Source organism: Aminobacter sp. MDW-2 (genome assembly GCF_014250155.1).
Classification (GTDB): Bacteria; Pseudomonadota; Alphaproteobacteria; order Rhizobiales; family Rhizobiaceae; genus Aminobacter; species Aminobacter ciceronei.
The window spans coordinates 101,669-120,515 of record NZ_CP060199.1; the positions used below are offsets into that span (position 1 = coordinate 101,669).

The window sequence follows — 18,847 nt, forward strand, 5'->3', positions numbered from 1 at the left end:
AGCGGCCTAACGGTACAGGAGGCAAATGGCGTATCCACAGCGAACATCCGGGCGTTCACTATCCGTTCGACCTTAGCGCAAGATTCTGCACAGCTCTTGTTCCGGCCCCAGTAATACGTCTAGCAAATACAATAAGAAATATTGCCTCTAAGAATTTGTTTCATTTCCCCGCGCAGGATGAACAGGTCCGAGAGCGTGTCGATCACGTCGACGGCTTTCAGCTTGCGGCCGATCCCGATCGTCAGGCATTCCCGGGTGAACTCGTCGATTACATTGAGCACTCGGAAGCTCCTTCCGTTGTGGGTGCGGTCCTGAACGAAGTCGTAGGACCAGACATGGTTGGGATGTTGCGGGCGAAGCCGGATGCAGGAGTTCTCGTTGCACCATAGCCGCCCGCGCTTGGGCTACTTGTGCGGAACCTTCAGCCCCTCGCGTCGCCAGATACTCTCGACCCGCTTGCGGTTCACCGCTCAGCCCGCTCGATGCAGCATCGCCGTGATGCGACGATAGCCGTAGCGGCCATACTGGGTGGCGAGCGCGACGATGTCGGCGGTCAGTCCCGCTTCATCGTCGGATCTCGTGGAGATTTTGCGCTGCGTCGATCGATGCTGGCCTAGAACCAGGCAAGCCCGTCGCTCGGACACGCCAAGTTCGGCAACCACATGATCCACGCAGGAACGGCGACGCGCGGGGCTTAGTAGTTTCCCCGGGCAGCCTCGGCCAGGATCATCTTGTCCAGCGTCAGATCCGAGATCGCTCGACGAAGCCTGGTGTTCTCGGCCTCGAGCTCTTTCAGCCGCTTTACCTGGTCGCCTTTCAGGCCACCATATTCCTGGCGCCACCGGTAGGATGTAACTTCCGTCACGCCTATCGACCGAACCGCTTCCGCGACCGGACGCCCCTGCGATGCCAGCACGTCAACCTGACGCAGCTTCGCAACAATCTCTTCTGCTGTGTGCCGTTTCCGGGCCATCTCTGCACTCCTCAAAAGGCTCAAAAGCCATACCTAATTGAGGACCACTTCAAGGGGGGCAGACCAGATCGCGCTCGTATCGCCCAGCCGTTGCCCGTCTCGCAGCGCCGGAAGCAGATAGCCGCCTCGGCTCATGCTTTCTGCGCCCCCCGCTACGGCACAGTCGGTATCCTCCAGCATGATTGTCTGTGCGGCCGAGATGATTGCCTGAAGGCCCGAGCCACACAGCCGGTTCAAAGTAAGTCAGGCGACTTCCTTGCAGAGGCCAGCTTCCAATGCGGCCACGCGTGAGAGATAAGCGTCGCGCGGCTCGCCGTGGATGACATTTCCCATGACCACATGGCCAACGCGCGATTTTTCGATGCCGGCCCGTTCTACAGCCGAATTGATGGCGACCGTTCCGAGACGGGTTGCCGGTACATCGTTGAGCGTCCGCCCGAACGAGCCGATTGCTGTTCGCGCGCCTGAAACGAAGACAACATTTTTCGCCATTCTCTACCTCCTGAAAATACCGGGTTTGTTCGAAATGAACTATCGATTGCGGCGCTTGCCCTGCATCAGGTCGAGTACGCCGCTTGCTGCATCCAGCACATTGGTGCCGGGACCGAAGACGGCGGCGACCCCGTGGTCGAGAAGGAATTGGTAGTCCTGCCGCGGCACGACACCACCGACAACGACGACGATATCGCCAACGCCGCGCGCCTTCAGAGCCTCGACCAATTTTGGCGCAAGCGTCTTGTGGGCGGCCGCCAGAGACGACATGCCGACGACGTGCACCTTGTTCTTTGCAGCAAGCTCAGCCGCCTCGTCTGGGGTTTGGAACAATGGACCCGCGATAACCTCGAAGCCGATGTCACCGAAGGCTGACGCAATGATCTTGGCGCCGCGGTCGTGACCGTCTTGCCCGAGCTTGACGACCATAAGCTTCGGCTTCTCGCCGAGCGTTGCGGAAAAATCGGACAGCCGAGACACTAACGTAAGGAACTCCGGCTCGTCGCGATAGGCTTCTCCATAGACCTTGCGCACCACCTGCGGCACGGCCACATGATCGCCGAACACGCGGCGCAGGGCGTCGGACATCTCGCCAACGCTCGCGCGGGCGCGGGCGGCTTCCACCGCCCCCTCCAGAAGGTTTCCGTCGCCTGTGCGCGCGACTGCTTCAAGCGCCGCCAGCGCGGCCTCGACACGCACCGGATCGCGATGGCGCCGGGTCATGCCCAGCCGGGTGATCTGCGAAAGGCGGACGGCGGCGTTATCGATGTCCCGGCTTTCGAGAGCGTCCTCGCTCTCAATGCGGTATTTGTTGACGCCGACGATGACCTCATCGCCCCGGTCGACGGCGGCCTGGCGGCGCGTTGCGGCCTCCTCGATCAACCGCTTGGGCAGGCCAGTGGCTACCGCCTTGGTCATGCCGCCCATAGCCTCGACCTCCTCGATCAGCGCCCAAGCCTTTTCGCCGAGATCTCTGGTCAGGCTTTCGACGTAATAGGAGCCGGCCAGCGGATCGACGACTCTAGTCACACCGGTCTCGTGCTGCAGGATCAATTGCGTGTTGCGGGCGATTCGAGCCGAGAACTCGGTCGGCAGGGCTATTGCTTCGTCGAGCGCGTTGGTGTGCAGCGACTGCGTGCCGCCGAGCACTGCCGACAGTGCCTCATAGGCGGTGCGGACGACGTTGTTGTACGGGTCTTGCTCGTGCAGCGAGACGCCTGACGTTTGGCAGTGGGTGCGCAGCATCAGCGACGCGGCCTTCTTCGGCTCGAACTCCTCCATAATGCGGGTCCACAGGAGTCGTGCGGCGCGCAGCTTGGCGACCTCCATAAAGAAGTTCATGCCGATGGCGAAGAAGAAGGATAGTCGGCCGGCGAAATCGTCGACATCGAGCCCTCTATTTAGGGCGGCGCGCACATATTCACGCCCGTCGGCCAACGTGAAGGCGAGTTCCTGCACAAGCGTCGCCCCGGCCTCTTGCATGTGGTAGCCCGAGATCGAGATTGAATTGAACTTCGGCATCTCCCTGGCGGTGTACTCGACAATGTCGGCGATGATCCGCATCGAGGGTTCCGGCGGGTAGATGTAGGTGTTGCGGACCATGAACTCCTTAAGGATGTCGTTCTGGATGGTCCCGGACAGCTTGGCGCGCGGCACGCCTTGCTCTTCGCCGGCCACAATGAAACTGGCAAGGATCGGGATCACCGCACCATTCATAGTCATCGAGACGGAGATCTTTTCGAGCGGGATGGCCTCGAACAGGATCTTCATGTCCTCGACGGAATCGATCGCCACGCCCGCCTTGCCGACATCGCCCTCGACGCGAGGATGGTCGCTGTCATAGCCGCGGTGGGTCGCAAGATCGAAGGCGACGGAGACGCCCTGCTGGCCGGCAGCCAGCGCCTTGCGGTAGAAGGCGTTGGATTCCTCTGCCGTCGAGAAGCCCGCATACTGCCGGATCGTCCAAGGTCGGCCGGCGTACATGGTGGCGCGCGGCCCGCGGAGGAACGGCTTCAGGCCGGGCATGGTATCCAGGTGCCCGATGCCTTCGAGATCGGTTTGCGTGTAAAGCGGCTTGACGTCGATGCCTTCCGGCGTCTGCCAGACCAGGGCATCGTGCGAAGTCTTCAACTCGCGTTCCGCAAGCGCTTTCCATGCGTCAAGATCGGACTTGTCGGCCATGGTCACTCGAACTCAATGATCAGTTCGTCCACCGCCAAGCTCTCGCCGGCTTGCGCAGCGACCCGCTTGACGACGCCGCGACGCTCGGCTCGCAGTACGTTTTCCATCTTCATGGCCTCGACCGTCGCCAGCGCTTGGCCCGCCTCGACGGTTTCACCCTCTCCAACCGTGATGGTGGTGACGACGCCGGGCATCGGACAGAGCAACATCTTTGAGGTGTCCGGCGGCTGTTTTTTCGGCATCAGCCCGGCAAGCTCGGCTACACGTGGGCTGCGCACATGAACGATCTCGTCAATGCCGCCTTGGCGCAAGCGCCAGCCGCCGCCGGAGGCGGCCGTTTTCACGCCGACCGCCACTCCGTCGACAAGGAACGTGGCATGGCTGCGGCCGGGCAGCCAGTCGCTCGACACAGTGTGCGTGACGCCGTCGTCGAAGCTGGCAGTCAACTTGCCTCCTTCCTCGCGCGTAGAAAGCGCAAAGGAGAAGTCGCGTAGCGTCGCCACCCATTCGCGGCCGACCTTGCGCGGATGGTTGGCGAGCGCGCCCGAAATCAGCACGCTGCGCTTCTGCTGGCGCAGATTGAGGAAGGCCGCGACCGCAGCGAGGCGGCGCGCCGCGTTCCCTACCGGATGCACGCCGGTAAACCCGTCCGGAAACTCCTCGGCGATGAAAGCGGTGGTGATACGCCCCTCGCGGAAACGCGGATGCTCCATCACCGCTGACAGGAAGGGCAGGTTGTGGCCGATTCCGTCGACTTCGAAGTCGTCGAGCGCCTTGGACATGGCCTCGATGGCGGCGAGTCGGTCTGGCGCCCATGTGCAGAGCTTGGCTATCATCGGATCGTAATACATTGAGATCTCGCCGCCTTCGAAAACGCCGGTGTCATTGCGCACCACCGTGCCGTCTTCGCGCTTTCCTTCGAGCGGCGGCTGATAGCGGGTCAAGCGGCCGATCGACGGCAGGAAGCTGCGGTACGGGTCCTCGGCGTAGAGCCGGCTTTCAACCGCCCAGCCAGTCAGCTTGACGTCGTCCTGGGTCATCCGCAAGCGTTCGCCGGCGGCGACGCGGATCATCTCCTCGACAAGGTCTAAGCCGGTGATCAACTCGGTCACCGGATGCTCGACCTGGAGGCGCGTGTTCATTTCGAGGAAGTAGAATTTACGGCTGCCGTCGACGATGAACTCGACGGTTCCAGCTGAGAAATAGCCTACCGCCTTTGCGAGCGCCACCGCCTGTTCGCCCATCGCCTTGCGCGTCGCGGCGTCGAGGAAAGGCGAAGGCGCCTCCTCAATGACCTTCTGGTTGCGGCGCTGGATAGAGCATTCGCGCTCGCCGAGATAGAGGAGCGTGCCGTGCTGGTCGCCCAGCACCTGGATTTCGATGTGACGCGGCTGCGTGACGAATTTCTCAATGAAGATGCGATCGTCGCCGAAGGACGATTTCGCCTCGTTCTTCGACGACTGGAAACCCTCACGCGCCTCGGCGTCATTCCAGGCGATGCGCATGCCCTTACCGCCGCCGCCCGCCGAAGCCTTGATCATGACGGGATAGCCAATCTCGCTCGAAATCTTGGCTGCCTCCTCGGCGTCGGCGATCAGTCCCATGTGCCCGGGAACCGTTGACACGCCGGCCGAGGCGGCGATCTTCTTGGATGTAATCTTGTCGCCCATTGCCTCGATGGCGACCGGCGGCGGGCCGATGAAGGCAACACCGGCAGCCTTAAGCGCTTCGGCGAAATTGGAGTTTTCCGAGAGGAAACCGTAGCCGGGATGAATGGCGTCCGCGCCGGTGGTCTTGGCCGCCTCCAATATCCTGTCGATGACGAGATAGGACTGGCTGGAAGGCGCCGGGCCGATACGTACGGCTTCGTCCGCCATCTTCACATGCAGTGCCTCGCGGTCGGCATCTGAATAGACTGCCACGGTCGCTATGCCGAGTTTGCGGGCCGTGCGGATTGTCAATCGGCGCGCAAAACTGACCCTCGATCGGCGTCCAATTTTGACCCCCTTGTAACGCTCGGCGGTGAGCGCCCGACCGGGTGGAGCTGGTCGGGGTTGCGCAGCCCGGTCGGGCGCGTTGGTTAGGCTCGTCGGCTTTAGCTTTGAGAGCGGCTTTTGAAGCGCCAGGATTCGTTGCCGGTCTCGATGATCTCGCAGTGGTGGGTAAGACGGTCGAGCAACGCGGTCGTCATTTTGGCGTCACCGAAGACGGCGGGCCATTCGCCGAAGGCGAGATTGGTGGTGACGATGATCGAGGTCCGTTCGTAGAGCCGGCTGATGAGATGGAAGAGCAGCTGTCCGCCGGCCTGGGCGAAGGGCAGATAACCGAGCTCATCGAGCACCACGAAGTCGAGACGGGTGAGGTAATCGGCGGTGCGTCCCTGCTTGCCGGCACGGTGCTCGGTCTCGAGCCGATTGACCAGATCGACGACGTTGAAGAAGCGCCCACGCGCTCCGTTGCGGATGAGCGCCCGGGCAATCGCGATGGCGAGGTGCGACTTGCCGGTTCCGGTGCCGCCGATGAGGACGGCGTTGCGCTGGTCGGCGATGAAGGTGCCGGTAGCGAGGTCGCGGACCAGCGCCTCGTTGACGGGCGTATCGGTGAAGTCGAAGTCTTCGATGTCCTTGGCCAGCGGCAGCTTGGCGACGGTGAGCTGGTATTTGATGGAGCGGGCCTGCTTCTCGGCGATCTCGGCCGACAGCAGGTCGCCGACGATCCTGGGCGGCTCGTGCTGGCGCTTGATGGCGGTGGCCATGACCTCGTCATAGGCTCCGCGCATGCCGTAGAGCTTTAGCGTGCCCATCAGATCTAGAACTTCGGTTCGTTCCATCAGCTTGCCCTCCTGAGGCTGTCGTAGCGGGCGCAATCGGCCTGCGGCTCGTGGCGCAGGCGAAGCGCATCGGGTGTGAGGATAGTGACGGCCGGTGCCGGATCACGGCGGCGAGCCAGGATGTTGAGAACGACGGCCGACGAGCAGACGTTCTCGGCGAGCGCCTGTTGGCAGGCGGCCTCAACCGTATCGAGCCCGTCCGATAGCACCGCCGTCAGGATCAGCACCATCTGCCGGTCGCCATCGTCGGCAGCCTTCAGCCGACGACGCACCCGCTCCATCGCCGGCGGCAGATCCCAACCCTGGAACGGCGCGCCATTGCGCAGTGCTCCGGGCTTGCGGGCCAGGACCGGAACGTAGTGCCATGGATTATAGACCGTCTCGCCGCGGCCGAAGCTGCGGGCATGCTCGGCGACGATGGTGCCGTCCTGGCGGATGACGATACGGTCGGCATAGGCCTGGATCTCGACCGGGCGACCAACTGCCGTCGAGAGCACCGAGTATTTGTTGTTGTCGAAGCGCACGGTGCAGGTCTTCGAGACCGAAGCGGAAACGCAGTGGAAGCCGTCGAAGGGACCGCGATAGCCGACCAGCTTGTCGCGCTCCTCCTCGAACACATCCCAGATCGTGCGCTCCGGCTGATCGACATGGCGGTGGGCCTTGGCCCAGGCGACGCACTTGTCGAGCAGCCAGGCGTTCATCTCCTCGTAGCTCCGGAAGCGCAGCCGCGGCGTGAAGAAGCGCTCGCGCACCAGCCCGACCTGGTTCTCGACCTGCCCCTTCTCCCAGCCCGATGCCGGGGTACAGGCCACCGGCTGCACCAGATAGTGGCTGCACATCTGCAGGAAGCGGCGATTGTATTGCCGCTCCTTGCCGACAAAGACCGTCTCCACCGCCGTCTTCATGTTGTCATAGATGCCGCGCGTGCAGGTGCCGCCGAAGAAGGCGAACGCCCGGTCATGGGCATCGAACACCATCTCCTGCGTCTCCCGCGGATAGGCGCGCACGAACATCATGCGGCTGTGGCAGAGCCGGACATGGGCGACCTTCACGGTCACCGTCACGCCGTTGATCAGGACGATCTCGTGGCTCCAGTCGAACTGGTAGGCCTCGCCCGGCGCGAAGAACAACGGCACATAGGCCTCAGCCATTGCCGCACCCCGCGCCGTGTCCCGGCTCTTTGCATGCCGCCGGACAGCATCGTAGCTGCCCTCATAGCCGAGCGCGCAAAGCTCCTCGTAGATGCGCACCAGCGTCAGGCGCTCCCGCTTCGCCTTCGCGTCATTGCTGTCCAGCAGTGCATCCAGTTGCACCTGCCACGGCCCGATCTTCGGCTTCGGCTGATGCTCACGCTCGTAGGAGAACGACGTCTCGTTCGACCGCAATATCCGTCGCACCGTGTTGCGCGACACATGCAGATCCCGGCTGATCCGCTTCAGCGACCAGCCCTGAACATAGAACGCGCGCCGGACCCGGGCGATCGTATCCACTGACTTCATCCCCTCTCCATCCGTTCGCAAACACAAACGGATGGGTGCTGATCCACTGAATGAGGGGGGTCAATTTTGGACGCCGATCCTCCCAGCTAAGGGGTCAATTTTGCACGCCGGATCACAGCCATCAGGCATACCGGCGCAACAGCGAGCAACTCGCAAGCATCGATGACCAGATGGTGCGCACCGACAGCTTTTCCGAGCCGACCCCTTACGAGGAGGTGCGCGACTTCTTTCATTTCGTAGACAATTACATCGACGACCTGGATATGGCCGCCGAGAGCCTTGCGAGCGATCTGCTGATCGGCGAGAAGGACGGTATTACCGCCATGCTGGCACACTTGGAAAGACGCCACAGTGTGCGCGTCGCGAGTTCGGATGAGGGCAGTGAGAATTTGCGTCGCTATGACGGCAAGGCCAGGGTGCTCTATCTCAGTCCCAATCTGGATAGCGCCTCGCGCGCCTTCCAGCTCGCTTTCCAGATTGCTTCGCTGGAGCGACGGACGGAGGTCGACGCGATCATCGCTCGTGCCGGCTTCCGCACCTCCGACGCAGGCGACATCTGCCGCATCGGGCTCCGCAATTATTTCGCCGGGGCGCTGGTGTTGCCCTACGGGCGCTTTCTCGCCGCAGCGAAGGAAGTGCGGCACGATATAGAATTGCTGGCAACTCGTTTCGGCGCCAGTCTCGAGCAGGTGGCGCACCGGCTCTCCACCTTGCAACGGCCGGGGCAGAAGGGGGTGCCCGTCTTCTTCGCCCGTATCGACAGGGCCGGCAACATCACCAAGCGCCATAGCGCCGCGAAACTGCAATTTGCGCGCTACGGCGCGGCCTGTCCGTTGTGGAATGCTTACGAAGCCTTCGAGACCCCGAGTCGCATGGTGCGCCAGCTCGCCGAGATGCCGGACGGCGCGCGCTATCTGTCCATCGCCACGGAGATTTCCAAGCGCAGCGGCGGCTTTGCCGCGCCCCAGCGGCGCTACGCGATCACGCTGGGCTGCGAGGTCTCGCATGCCGACGACTTCGTCTATGCCGACGGCCTCAACCTGGCAAGCCGCGCCGGCTTCCAACCGATCGGCATCTCCTGTCGTATCTGCGAGCGGGTGAACTGCGGCCAGCGCGCAGTGCCGCCACTAAAGCGGCGGCTCCGCATCGATCCGGATGTTCGCTCAGTGCTGCCTTATGCCATTTGCTGATTGAAGATCGTGCTCGGGACCAAGGCGCGTCCTGGATAAGAAGGGCCATTAATAAGCACTCGTTGTGACTAGCATCGCCGTCAAGAAGACATTGCCAGCCCATTTTGTTGCGTCCAGGGAACCGCGCAAGATGCGCCCGCGACGAAAACAGTTCGATGAACATCGAAACCTAGCGGTCGAAGGCTTCCCCATTTGATCCAGACAAACGAATGATTCGGTCCCCGAGCCGATCGTGAGAAGTCAAAAAGACCACCTTCGGATGGTTTGCAGCGACAGCGACCTATCCAGACGGGCGCGATGCCTGGCTCTTTTTTCGAGCCCCCTTCATCTTTAGCTCTATACGGAGCGCCCCGCTATTCCAGCGGAAGGATTTCCGATCTTTTCACTTGGCCTAGCGCGAAGCTCGTCTCGATTGAAGCGACATTGTCTAGGCGGGTGAGTTTCTGCTTCAAGAAACGTTCATAGGCCTCCAAATCGTGGGCGACAATGCGCATAAGATAGTCCCGCTGGCCCGTCATGAGATAGCAGTCCACTACCTCCGGCCAATGAGCGACAGCCTCGGCGAAGCGATCAAGATCCTCCTCGCGCTGGCGTTCCAGTTTGATCGAGGCGAAGGCGCTGATGGGCAAACCGACCTTAGTTTGATCAATCACCGCGACGTAGCCCTTGATGACGGCAGAGCGTTCGAGGTGTCGCACGCGTCGCGCGCATGGCGACGGCGAAAGGCCGACGCGTTCGGAGAGGTCAGCCACGGTCATCTTGCCGTCCATCTGCAGCGCCTGAATGATTTTGCGGTCGATCCTGTCCATCCTAAATCTGCCTCAAATCATCTTCAATGCGGGAATTTATGGCATTGTCAGCTAAAATCAGACGCTTGGCGATCGAAAAATAGCCGCAGCCGCTATCGGTCCTACGCTATTGTTCCGGCACAAACGAGAGGTATTTCGATGGCTGACGACGCGATCCTTGCCGCCCTTGAGAAAAAAGTGCTCTGGTTGGCAACATGGATGATCCACAACGCGAACCATCTTCGGGCCGGCGAGGACGGGCTTAAAGTCGGCGGCCACCAAGCATCTTCGGCCTCGCTCGCGACCATCATGACGGGGCTTTACTTTTCTGTGCTGCGTCCCGAGGACCGTGTCGCCGTCAAGCCACACGCGAGCCCCATCTTCCACGCCATCAAGTATCTGCTCGGAGAGCAAACGCTAGAGAAGATAAAGGACTTTCGCGCTTACAGCGGCGCTCAGTCGTATCCTTCGCGCACGAAGGATATCGACGACGTAGACTTCTCCACCGGCTCTGTTGGGCTAGGCGTGGCGCACACGCTGTTTTCGTCGCTGGTGCAGGACTATGTCCACGCCAAAGGCTGGGCCGACGATCTGCCCGAGGGCAAGATGGTCGCCTTGATCGGCGACGCAGAGATGGACGAGGGTAATATCTTTGAAGCCTTGCTGGAGGGCTGGAAGCACGACCTGCGCAACACTTGGTGGGTGGTCGACTACAATAGGCAAAGCCTCGACGCAGTTGTTCGCGAAGGGCTGTGGTCGAAGTTCGAGGCCATGTTCCGTAATTTCGGCTGGGATGTCGTGGTGCTCAAGCATGGCAAGTTGCAGCAGGCAGCTTTCGCCCAACCCGGTGGCGCTCGCCTGCGTGAGTGGATCGATACATGCCCTAACCAGCTTTATTCCGCTCTGACATTCCAAGGGGGGGTGGCGTGGCGAAAGCGGCTGCTCGACGATCTCGGCGACCAGGGACCTGTTTCGGGCCTCATTGAAAGCCACAGCGACGCGCAACTGGCCGAATTGATGAGCAATCTCGGCGGGCACGATCTGCCATCCATCCTCGATGCGTTCGCGGAAGCGCGCACCCATGATCGGCCAGTTTGCTTCATCGCATATACCATCAAGGGTTTCGGCCTGCCGCTGGCCGGCCACAAGGACAACCACTCCGGCCTGCTAACGCCGGCTCAAGTTGATATGCTTCGTTCGTCCATGGGCATTCGCAAAGCGCGTGAATGGGAACCTTTCGAGGGTCTCGATGTCGACGAGGAGGAGTTGCGGGCGTTCCTGTCGGCGGTGCCGTTCGTTCAGAAAGGTGCTCGACGCTATATTGCCGGCACCGTTGACGTCCCAGCGGAATTGACGTTCGGTGCACAGCCATCGATGTCGACGCAGCAGGGTTTCGGGTTGCTGATGCACGAGATCGCCAAGTCGGACGCGGACTTTGCCCGCCGTATCGTCACTACGTCGCCTGACGTCACAGTGTCGACCAATCTGGGTGCGTGGGTAAATCGTCGCGGCTTGTTTGCCAAGGAGAAGATGGCCGACCTGTTTAAGGCGGAAAAGATTCCGTCGACCTTCAACTGGACCTTCTCGCCGGAGGGCCAACACATAGAACTGGGCATTGCCGAGATGAACCTTTTCATCCTGCTGTCATCGCTTGGCCTGTCGCATTCGATCTTTGGCGAGCGCCTCCTGCCGGTCGGGACGCTTTATGACCCGTTTATAGAGCGGGGCCTCGACGCGTTGAACTACGCCTGCTACCAGGACGCGCGCTTCATCCTCGCGGCCACGCCATCGGGCGTTTCACTGGCTCCGGAAGGGGGTGCCCACCAGTCGATCGCCACGCCTTTGATCGGCATGGCCCAAGACGGGTTGGCGAGCTTTGAGCCGGCCTATGTTGACGAGCTTGCTGTGATCATGCGCTGGGCATTCGAATATATGCAGCGCTCGGGAAAACAGGAGCCGGATCAGACCACTTGGCTGCGCGATGCGACCGGGGGCTCCGTCTATCTGCGGCTTTCGACCCGTTCGATAGACCAGCCACGCCGTCAGATGACACCGGCGTTGCGTCAGGACATCGTCAATGGCGGCTACTGGATGCGTAAGCCGGGCCCCAACGCGCACGCAGTGGTCGCTTATACGGGGGTGATGGCGCCTGAGGCAATCGAGGCAGTCGGCTTTATGGGCGAAGACCGACGCGACGTCGGGCTGCTTTCGATAACCTCGGCCGATCGCCTCAACGCCGGCTGGACGGCAGCACAGCGTGCACGCGAAGCGGGCCTAGCCTATGCAACGAGCCATATCGAGACACTGATGTCCGAGATCCCTAGCCATTGCGGTATCATCACCGTGATCGACGGCCATCCAGCCACCTTGGCATGGCTTGGCTCCGTGCGCGGCCATCGGACCCGCTCGCTTGGTGTCGAGCATTTCGGCCAAACTGGCACCATTGCGGATCTCTATCGTCACTTCGGCATTGACGCGCATGGCATTCTCAAAGCGGCCGAAACCCTCACCCCTGGCAGGCCGATCCGGCATCTGCGAGCAATATAGCCTTCCCGAGTAGTCGTCGCACGAGCGACCATCCGCTCGTAAGCGGTGCTCTCAGGCCACAGCCTTGGGCGGGATTGGCGATATAGGCCAACGTAGGAGATCGTCGATCTGGCTGTTTGGGTGACCGCCGCAAACGTCCTGGCACCGGCGCCACGGGCCGACCCGATGCCGTCAATCTCAAGCTTTATGACACAGGTCGCGCTGTGTTGCTTCGCGCTTCCGCGGCCGTGCTGGACGCGTCGGCGTGTGGTTCCGGAAGCGCCCTTGTCACCACCGTCAGAATAAAGAGCGATTCGGGTGTGCCGGCGATGCCGGATCCTTGTAGCCGTGACGGCAACTTTTAGAAGACTGCCCTTGCCGCCGGCGGCGGTCTCGCCGAACGGCAAGGGCGGCGCTAACGCGCTTGGGTTCGCGTTGGCGCCTGGTGTGTTGGATGCATTCGTTCCGAGCGTTGCGCTCCGCCTCATTGTCAATCTGAGGGATGTCGACCTCAGCCTACCGGTTCGCGCGGACGTTGCGCCTACGAAGCTGCGTCGACGAGACGCAATGCTTCGCGGATTTCGGCAGCCGTAGCGGGCTCATACCCCATCGTTCGAATTCTGACCGCCGCCTCTTCGACCAAGTTCAGGTTGGTCCGATCGGTGCCAAAACGTGCATCCTCCAATCCAACGCGAACGTGACCCCCTCGCTCGAGTGTTTCCTCAACCAAGGGTCCAACATCAACACCAAGGCCGGCGATCATCCAAGGAGCGCCAGGGGCTACTTCAGAAAGAAGCGCGAGATGAGCCGTCAAGCCAAACGACCTTGGAGGAAAGCCCCAAGCGAACTCGTCCGAGAACATGAAGCGGTAGATGGGCGTCGGCACATTCTTTATTGCCGCCGCGGCCGCTGCACCCAAACGGGAGAACCCAGGCTCGTAGATCGCGAAACTTGGCCGGATTCTGTGGGCGGCCGCGATCTTCAACCCCTCGCGGATGTGATCGCCGGGATTCAGATATATGAACCCGAGATCGCCTGCCGCAATGCGGTCGAAACGGCAGAAATTCACCGTTCCGGGGTCGCACACGGCCCATTCGATCAGACCGCGGCGGCCGAGCTCATCAATATGATGCAAGCGGTCCTGGGCGGTAAGTGGTTCGTCAGAGCCAAGGCCTGAGCCCGCAAGCGGAATCGTTGGATACGCGATAACATCGGCCTGCGACCGAATTCCCTCGATGATCCGAGCGTATAGTTGCCAGTCGTCCTTTTGCTTTCCTGCATTCTCGTCATACGCATGGAAGTGGACAATAGACGCGCCAGCTTTGGCGGCCGCGATTCCTTCCTCTACAATCGACTCGATTGTAATTGGTGCTCCGGGTTGAAGCGTCGGGCCCCAGGGACCATTCAGCGCGACCTCGATCCATCTGCGCTTAGGTTCAATAGTGGTAGCCATGTTCATCGCTCGCTAGTTCTGTTCCTGTCTGAAAACGCTCCGGCCAATGATCGGGTGAAGCGGAAAACGCGCGCCTTGTTGCAATATCCAGCTATGGCAAACCACCTTACGCAGCCGGCCAATTGCTCCGGACAGCGAATGGCGTTTAGAGTCGTCGCTGGTAGGGTGTATCAACTCAACCTCGGTCCAAAAGATTGGATGCGGGGAGCGGAGCGTACATCCGCATCACTGAACATCTTCAGATATCTGCTGAACACGCTTGGCTCTCAAAAATGCTTCGCGGCTTGATAGCCGCTTCATGTAGGCCCTCAAGGCGGGGGAGAACCCGCCGTCAAGGCCGAGCATACCGGCCAGCATGAGCGCATAGCCGACTGATATATCTGCCATTGTGAAATGCCCGACGCAGTACTCCTGCTGCTGAACAATTCGCTCAACCGCGCGCAATCGAGCCAAAAACCATCGGGTGTAGTCTTCAGCGACTTGCGGGAGTCGCCGCTCTGGTCGCTCGAGATTCCTATAGCGAAGCACAATAGCCTGAGGGGTAGTCAGTGTAGCCTCTCCAAACACAAGACAATTCAGGTAGTTGCCGAAAGTATCATGGTCCGGGTGTATGATGAGCTCTGTTCGTCCGCCGCGCTCCGCCAAATAATGACAGATGGCAACCGATTCTGTCATGGTTGTCTGGTCATCAACAAAGTAGGGGACGGTACCGAGTGGGTTGATCTCGAGAAAATCCGGTACAAGAAATCGTGGCGGGAAAGGCAGCGTTTTTAACTCATATTCGAGCCCAACTTCCTCAAGCGCCCAAAGAACGCGAAAGGAACGTGTATCGGAGCAGTGATAGAGCGTAATCATTATCTCGATCCCGCCTAATGTCACTTCAGAATTTTCTGAAGCTGCTGTTAGCGTCTACCGACGCAGTCGAAAGCCAATCCGCTGTAGGGCAATTCTTTCGGTCAGGACGGGTGCTAAGCAATCCGTCAATCGGCCGATTTTGTATCTCGTTGCTATCTGCCATACCTTGTCCGTGCTGATCGGTGGTCGAACCAGCGCAGCTCTCGCCGGGCGCGTGGTTGTGGGCGAAAGCGCGAAAGTGTGTTATGGTAATGCTGGGAATTTGGGAGCCAGGGACTACGAAACAGGCTTGTTTCGTGGTCCGGGGTGTGTCTCAGGAGGGATGCCGTGGAGATAGAGGCACACTTGCCGGAAATGGCTCCAAGCGCTCAGCTATCGGCTGACCCGGCTGGACAGGTCGGGGATAGCGCATCGCAAATAATGCAGATACTCATTGATCTAACCCATTGTTCAGCTTTCCTCCTCAGTGGTTGGGATCCGATGTCCAAGAGCCATCGCCACCATACTCTTGCGGCTGATGGATACACCGGCGCGGCGGTTGCTCACATCAACGATGAGTACGTACGAGATAACCCGGGTTTCGCGCTCTCGCATCGACGTGATCCGCATTCCATGCGCTGGGTTGACTACGAGCGCGATTGGGAACTCCCGTTTGCCGAAACTTACACGGCACAGAAATTTCTCCTTCCCGCGGGTTACCGCGAGGGGTCGACTATGTGCCTTCGTCTCGGAAATGGTCGATATGTGGGGGCGGTCCATATGAGTTGGACGGCGCCTGCTTTGGCCACCGATGATCGGAGGCAGATAACCGAGCGATTCGCCCCGATAATGGCCGGAGTTTGTGACATCCTGCGCACACCACGCAGATGCTTTGAACCCGGGCGCCTACGCGCTCATCTTGGCATCAACCGGATTGGCGCATGATTTGCCGGGCCGATCCGCCGGGCCATATTTGGGTGAGGGAGGCCCATTGCGTCGTCTCCTGCTTGAGAGCAGTGCTTCATCCATACCGCAACGATTCTTGTGGCCTGACGAGGCTGGTTGCTGTCACGCAGTACAGATGACGCCTTGTAGGGGCAGCGTAATACTTGTTACCGAAGAGAGCATTGCGTGGCCGTACAATCTATCTCTCAGGGAAGTCCAAGTCCTCACCCTCATAGCACGAGGTTGTTCGAACCCAGAGATTGCGCAATTGCTCTTTGTTTCTGCGCGCACCGCCTCAACGCATGTGGAGCACATACTTGCGAAGATGGACTGCTCATCGAGAGCCAAGCTCGCGGCAATGGCTGTGGCTGAGGGCCTGCTCGTGTGTGACGTCAAGAGGCGCAGAACCTGACAGCCACACGGCCGTGTTGATGTCGGGTCTAGCGTGAGCGCACAAATTCGATCGGCTCGGCCTCGCCGAGTGGCGTGCCCCCGATCGGGATCAGCATGTTGATCGGCACGCTTTCCGGAGGCTCGGGCAGGTTGGCGAGCATGACCAGCATGTCGATGCGGTCGGCCTTTTCCTCGCCCATGCCGACGATGCCGCCGCAGCAGACCTTCATGCCGGCCTCGCGGATATGGCCAAGCGTTTCCAGCCGGTCGGCGAAGGTCCGGGTGGAAATGATCTCGGTGTAGTAGCGCTCGGAGGTGTCGATGTTGTGGTTGTAGTAGTCGAGGCCAGCCTGCTTCAGCCGCCGCGCCTGGCTAGAGCGGCGAACGCTCAATCGGAATCGCTTCGCCGCTCTATCTCTTTGTTTCAGCATCGGATTTATCCGAAAACCGCTGCGCACTTTTCGGTCCGATGCTCTAGGATCGAGTATGCCGAGCGTCATGCAGGTCTCCATGCCGAGCGCATTGACACCCTCGATCATGGCGACGATCGCCTCCATGTCGCGCTCCTTGGGGCCGCGCCAGGCCGCACCCATGCAATAGCGCGTCGCGCCCGCCTCGCGCGCCTTCCTGGCCTCGGCGACGACGCGTTAACCTCCATCAACTTCGAGGCCTTGAGCCCCGACGGGTAGTGCGCCGACTGGCTGCAATAGCCACAATCCTCCGGACAGCCGCCGGTCTTGATCGAGAGCAGGCGCGACAACTGCACCCGGTTTTGATCGAAATTCGCGCGATGGACCGCCTGGGCTCGGAAGAGCAGGTCGTTGAACGGCAGGTCGTGAATAGCCTCGGCCGCTTCCCGGTTCCATCGGGGCAGCTCTCCGCCAATCGGTTCCATGGCCGGCTTCACGTCGGGTTCCTCGTTCATTCCAATCGTCATCGTCAAAAGGCCTCTGTTGCTGGTCCGGTGAGCGCGAGCAGAGCCTGGTTGGCTATGAGCTGCCGACCAGCGTTGGTTTGCGAAGGGCGACGCCGGCCGTGTCGAGGACGGAAAAGCTGTAGCCTCCGTCGGCATTGCGCCCGACCGAATAGGTCAGCCGCCCGGTGATGTGATTGTTCCAGTCGAAGTCAGCACCCGCGGTCTGAGCGCGGTCAGTTCGGCTTCCTGCATATAGACCGCGTTGTAGATGATGAGCGGATCGCCGGGGCTGGCCTTCCCGGCTCCGGATTTCTGTCTCGTCTTCGCTCCTTTGAAGGCTACGATGAACCAGAAATCCTCCGCTCTCAGTTAAGCCAATTTGGTCCCATCAGCGCCGACGCCGGACATATCCCATTGGGCCTGCCGCGATGCCCATCATGGAGTCGCCCATCAAAATCGGTCTACTGACGTATTGAGCCGACCCTCAACGTGGCGAACAATTCTCCGGCAAATAAAACACCAAATGGGAGCAATGGATATGAGGTTCACTAGAAGGGCAGTTAACGCGGCGCTTGGTGCCTCCATCGCGATGCCGTGGGTCGCACGAGCCGCGTTTGCTCAAAATCCCATCTTGCTCGGCGTGCCAACGGCGCAAACGGCGCCGGTGGGAACCGCCGATCATTTGGATCACTTGCGGGGCACTCAGCTCGCTATGGAGGAAATAAACAGTTCTGGTGGAATACTCGGTCGGGAATTGAAACTGTTCACCCCGGACGTCAACCCCATAATTCCCGAAAGCATCAAGCAGGCTTTTGCTGCCTGTGTCGATGCTAAGGTGAATGCAATCTCATGTGCGTTCGTGTTCATTCCAATTGTCGCAATGGACACGACGGCAAAATACAAATGCCCCTATCTCAATGGCACCGCGCAGCGCGAGCAGACCGAAAAAATCAAGGAAAACCCGGAAAAGTACAGCCACGTCTTTCAGGTCGACGCCTCGGATCTGGACTACGGCTGGACATACCCGCTGATGCTCGAGGAGCAAGAGAAGTCTGGATTATGGACGCCAAAGAATAGAAAAATACATATTGTACAAGAGCAGTCAGGCTATGCAAGATCGATTACACGAGGAATTGTAGATCAGGTTAAGAAACGCGGAAATTTTGAGATCGCGCAGATCACGGATATACAGATTCCGGTCCAAGACTGGAATCCCGTCGTTCACGAACTAAGACAAGTCGACGCGGGTGCGATCTTCATTAATCACTGGGTGGCTGCCGAACTGGCAGCGTTCACGAAGCAATTTGTGGCCAACCCGGTCAAGAACTCGCTTGTCCATCTTCACTACGGTCCATCGCAGCCCGAGTACCTGACACTCGTCGGCGAGGCGGGCAACGGGTTCATTTGGGACTCCACCATCGGGCATTTGCAGGATGAGCGGGGGCTCGCCTTCGAAAAGAAATACCGTGAGCGGTTCCCGGGTCCGTTTCCCGGCGCCGTCTACCCTGGGCATGGATACGACGTTGCATATCTCCTCAAACGCGCATGGGAGGCGGCTGGCGACCCGGAGAACTTCGCAGCAACCGCGGCCGCGATCAGGCAGAACCCAACGCGCGGCGTTTGCGGCACCATCAACGTGAACAACCCATGGCAGGAAGCCCTTCACTATCCGGCGAACGGATTTGATGATGAGTTGGCCGCGCCCAGCGCAGAAGAGGGAATCCCCCTGCTTCACATCCAGATCCAGGATCTTGAGCACAAGATCGTCTATCCTAAAGAAGTTGCCTCAGCCCAACTCCAGTTGCCGCCCTGGTGGAGCTGAAGCAG

Annotated in this window: 10 protein-coding genes and 5 pseudogenes; 4 read left to right on the top strand and 11 right to left on the bottom strand. The window is 60.3% G+C overall.

Features of this window, described 5'->3' with window-relative positions; translation table 11 throughout:
* Positions 1-167: 167 nt before the first annotated feature.
* The 6 genes and pseudogenes from H5P29_RS31595 to istA form a co-directional block, all read right to left on the bottom strand.
* Positions 168-973, bottom strand: a pseudogene (locus tag H5P29_RS31595) (IS3 family transposase); the annotation flags it as partial.
* Between the two features lie 33 nt (positions 974-1,006).
* Positions 1,007-1,465, bottom strand: a pseudogene (locus H5P29_RS31600) (hypothetical protein).
* 39 nt (positions 1,466-1,504) lie between these two features.
* Positions 1,505-3,646, bottom strand: a complete 2,142-nt coding sequence (gene scpA / locus H5P29_RS31605) for a methylmalonyl-CoA mutase (RefSeq protein ID WP_154387598.1) — start codon at positions 3,644-3,646, stop codon at positions 1,505-1,507.
* A 2-nt stretch (positions 3,647-3,648) separates the two neighbouring features.
* Positions 3,649-5,643 (bottom strand): acetyl/propionyl/methylcrotonyl-CoA carboxylase subunit alpha, encoded by a 1,995-nt coding sequence (locus H5P29_RS31610; protein WP_185910471.1) that lies wholly within the window; start codon positions 5,641-5,643, stop codon positions 3,649-3,651.
* A 98-nt stretch (positions 5,644-5,741) separates the two neighbouring features.
* Entirely contained in the window at positions 5,742-6,476 is a 735-nt protein-coding gene (gene istB / locus H5P29_RS31615) for an IS21-like element helper ATPase IstB (protein WP_154387638.1), read from the bottom strand.
* Positions 6,409-7,975: pseudogene (gene istA, locus H5P29_RS31620) on the bottom strand (IS21 family transposase). The gene istB and the pseudogene istA overlap by 68 nt, the downstream one beginning before the upstream one ends.
* A 119-nt stretch (positions 7,976-8,094) precedes the next feature.
* Here istA and H5P29_RS31625 point away from each other — a divergent pair.
* Positions 8,095-9,165: pseudogene (locus H5P29_RS31625) on the top strand (short-chain fatty acyl-CoA regulator family protein); the annotation flags it as partial.
* A 353-nt stretch (positions 9,166-9,518) separates the two neighbouring features.
* Here the strand turns inward: H5P29_RS31625 and H5P29_RS31630 are convergent.
* Positions 9,519-9,974: an Lrp/AsnC family transcriptional regulator gene (locus tag H5P29_RS31630; protein WP_154387463.1), complete on the bottom strand. Its 456-nt coding sequence runs from the start codon at positions 9,972-9,974 to the stop codon at positions 9,519-9,521.
* 138 nt (positions 9,975-10,112) lie between these two features.
* Here H5P29_RS31630 and H5P29_RS31635 point away from each other — a divergent pair, with 138 nt between their 5' ends.
* Positions 10,113-12,500 (top strand): transketolase, encoded by a 2,388-nt coding sequence (locus H5P29_RS31635; RefSeq protein WP_154387462.1) that lies wholly within the window; start codon positions 10,113-10,115, stop codon positions 12,498-12,500.
* A 520-nt stretch (positions 12,501-13,020) separates the two neighbouring features.
* On the opposite strand, the gene H5P29_RS31640 is transcribed toward H5P29_RS31635, so the two are convergent.
* Complete coding sequence (locus H5P29_RS31640) at positions 13,021-13,932, bottom strand: 3-keto-5-aminohexanoate cleavage protein (protein WP_154387461.1); 912 nt, start codon at positions 13,930-13,932, stop codon at positions 13,021-13,023.
* Between the two features lie 225 nt (positions 13,933-14,157).
* On the bottom strand, positions 14,158-14,787 hold the full coding sequence (locus H5P29_RS31645) for a glutathione S-transferase family protein (RefSeq protein ID WP_154387460.1): 630 nt from the start codon (positions 14,785-14,787) through the stop codon (positions 14,158-14,160).
* Between the two features lie 1,060 nt (positions 14,788-15,847).
* Between H5P29_RS31645 and H5P29_RS33050 the strand changes: the two genes are divergently transcribed.
* Complete coding sequence (locus tag H5P29_RS33050) at positions 15,848-16,123, top strand: response regulator transcription factor (RefSeq protein WP_371818672.1); 276 nt, start codon at positions 15,848-15,850, stop codon at positions 16,121-16,123.
* Between the two features lie 37 nt (positions 16,124-16,160).
* Here H5P29_RS33050 and H5P29_RS33055 read toward each other — a convergent pair.
* Positions 16,161-16,697: pseudogene (locus H5P29_RS33055) on the bottom strand (radical SAM protein); the annotation flags it as partial.
* Positions 16,640-17,029, bottom strand: a complete 390-nt coding sequence (locus tag H5P29_RS33060; protein ID WP_348640635.1) for a hypothetical protein — start codon at positions 17,027-17,029, stop codon at positions 16,640-16,642. The pseudogene H5P29_RS33055 and the gene H5P29_RS33060, both read right to left, overlap by 58 nt.
* Before the next feature lie 523 nt (positions 17,030-17,552).
* Between H5P29_RS33060 and H5P29_RS31660 the strand changes: the two genes are divergently transcribed.
* Positions 17,553-18,842: an ABC transporter substrate-binding protein gene (locus tag H5P29_RS31660; RefSeq protein WP_154387458.1), complete on the top strand. Its 1,290-nt coding sequence runs from the start codon at positions 17,553-17,555 to the stop codon at positions 18,840-18,842.
* Positions 18,843-18,847: the final 5 nt, after the last annotated feature.

Bases quoted from the DNA above. Each gene is read 5' to 3' on its own strand.
- H5P29_RS33060 (WP_348640635.1), bottom strand. From the start codon at position 17,029: ATGAACGAGGAACCCGACGTGAAGCCGGCCATGGAACCGATTGGCGGA.
- H5P29_RS33050 (WP_371818672.1), top strand. From the start codon at position 15,848: ATGACGCCTTGTAGGGGCAGCGTAATACTTGTTACCGAAGAGAGCATT.
- H5P29_RS31640 (WP_154387461.1), bottom strand. From the start codon at position 13,932: ATGGCTACCACTATTGAACCTAAGCGCAGATGGATCGAGGTCGCGCTG.
- H5P29_RS31630 (WP_154387463.1), bottom strand. From the start codon at position 9,974: ATGGACAGGATCGACCGCAAAATCATTCAGGCGCTGCAGATGGACGGC.
- H5P29_RS31660 (WP_154387458.1), top strand. From the start codon at position 17,553: ATGGATATGAGGTTCACTAGAAGGGCAGTTAACGCGGCGCTTGGTGCC.
- istB (WP_154387638.1), bottom strand. From the start codon at position 6,476: ATGGAACGAACCGAAGTTCTAGATCTGATGGGCACGCTAAAGCTCTAC.
- H5P29_RS31645 (WP_154387460.1), bottom strand. From the start codon at position 14,787: ATGATTACGCTCTATCACTGCTCCGATACACGTTCCTTTCGCGTTCTT.
- scpA (WP_154387598.1), bottom strand. From the start codon at position 3,646: ATGGCCGACAAGTCCGATCTTGACGCATGGAAAGCGCTTGCGGAACGC.
- H5P29_RS31635 (WP_154387462.1), top strand. From the start codon at position 10,113: ATGGCTGACGACGCGATCCTTGCCGCCCTTGAGAAAAAAGTGCTCTGG.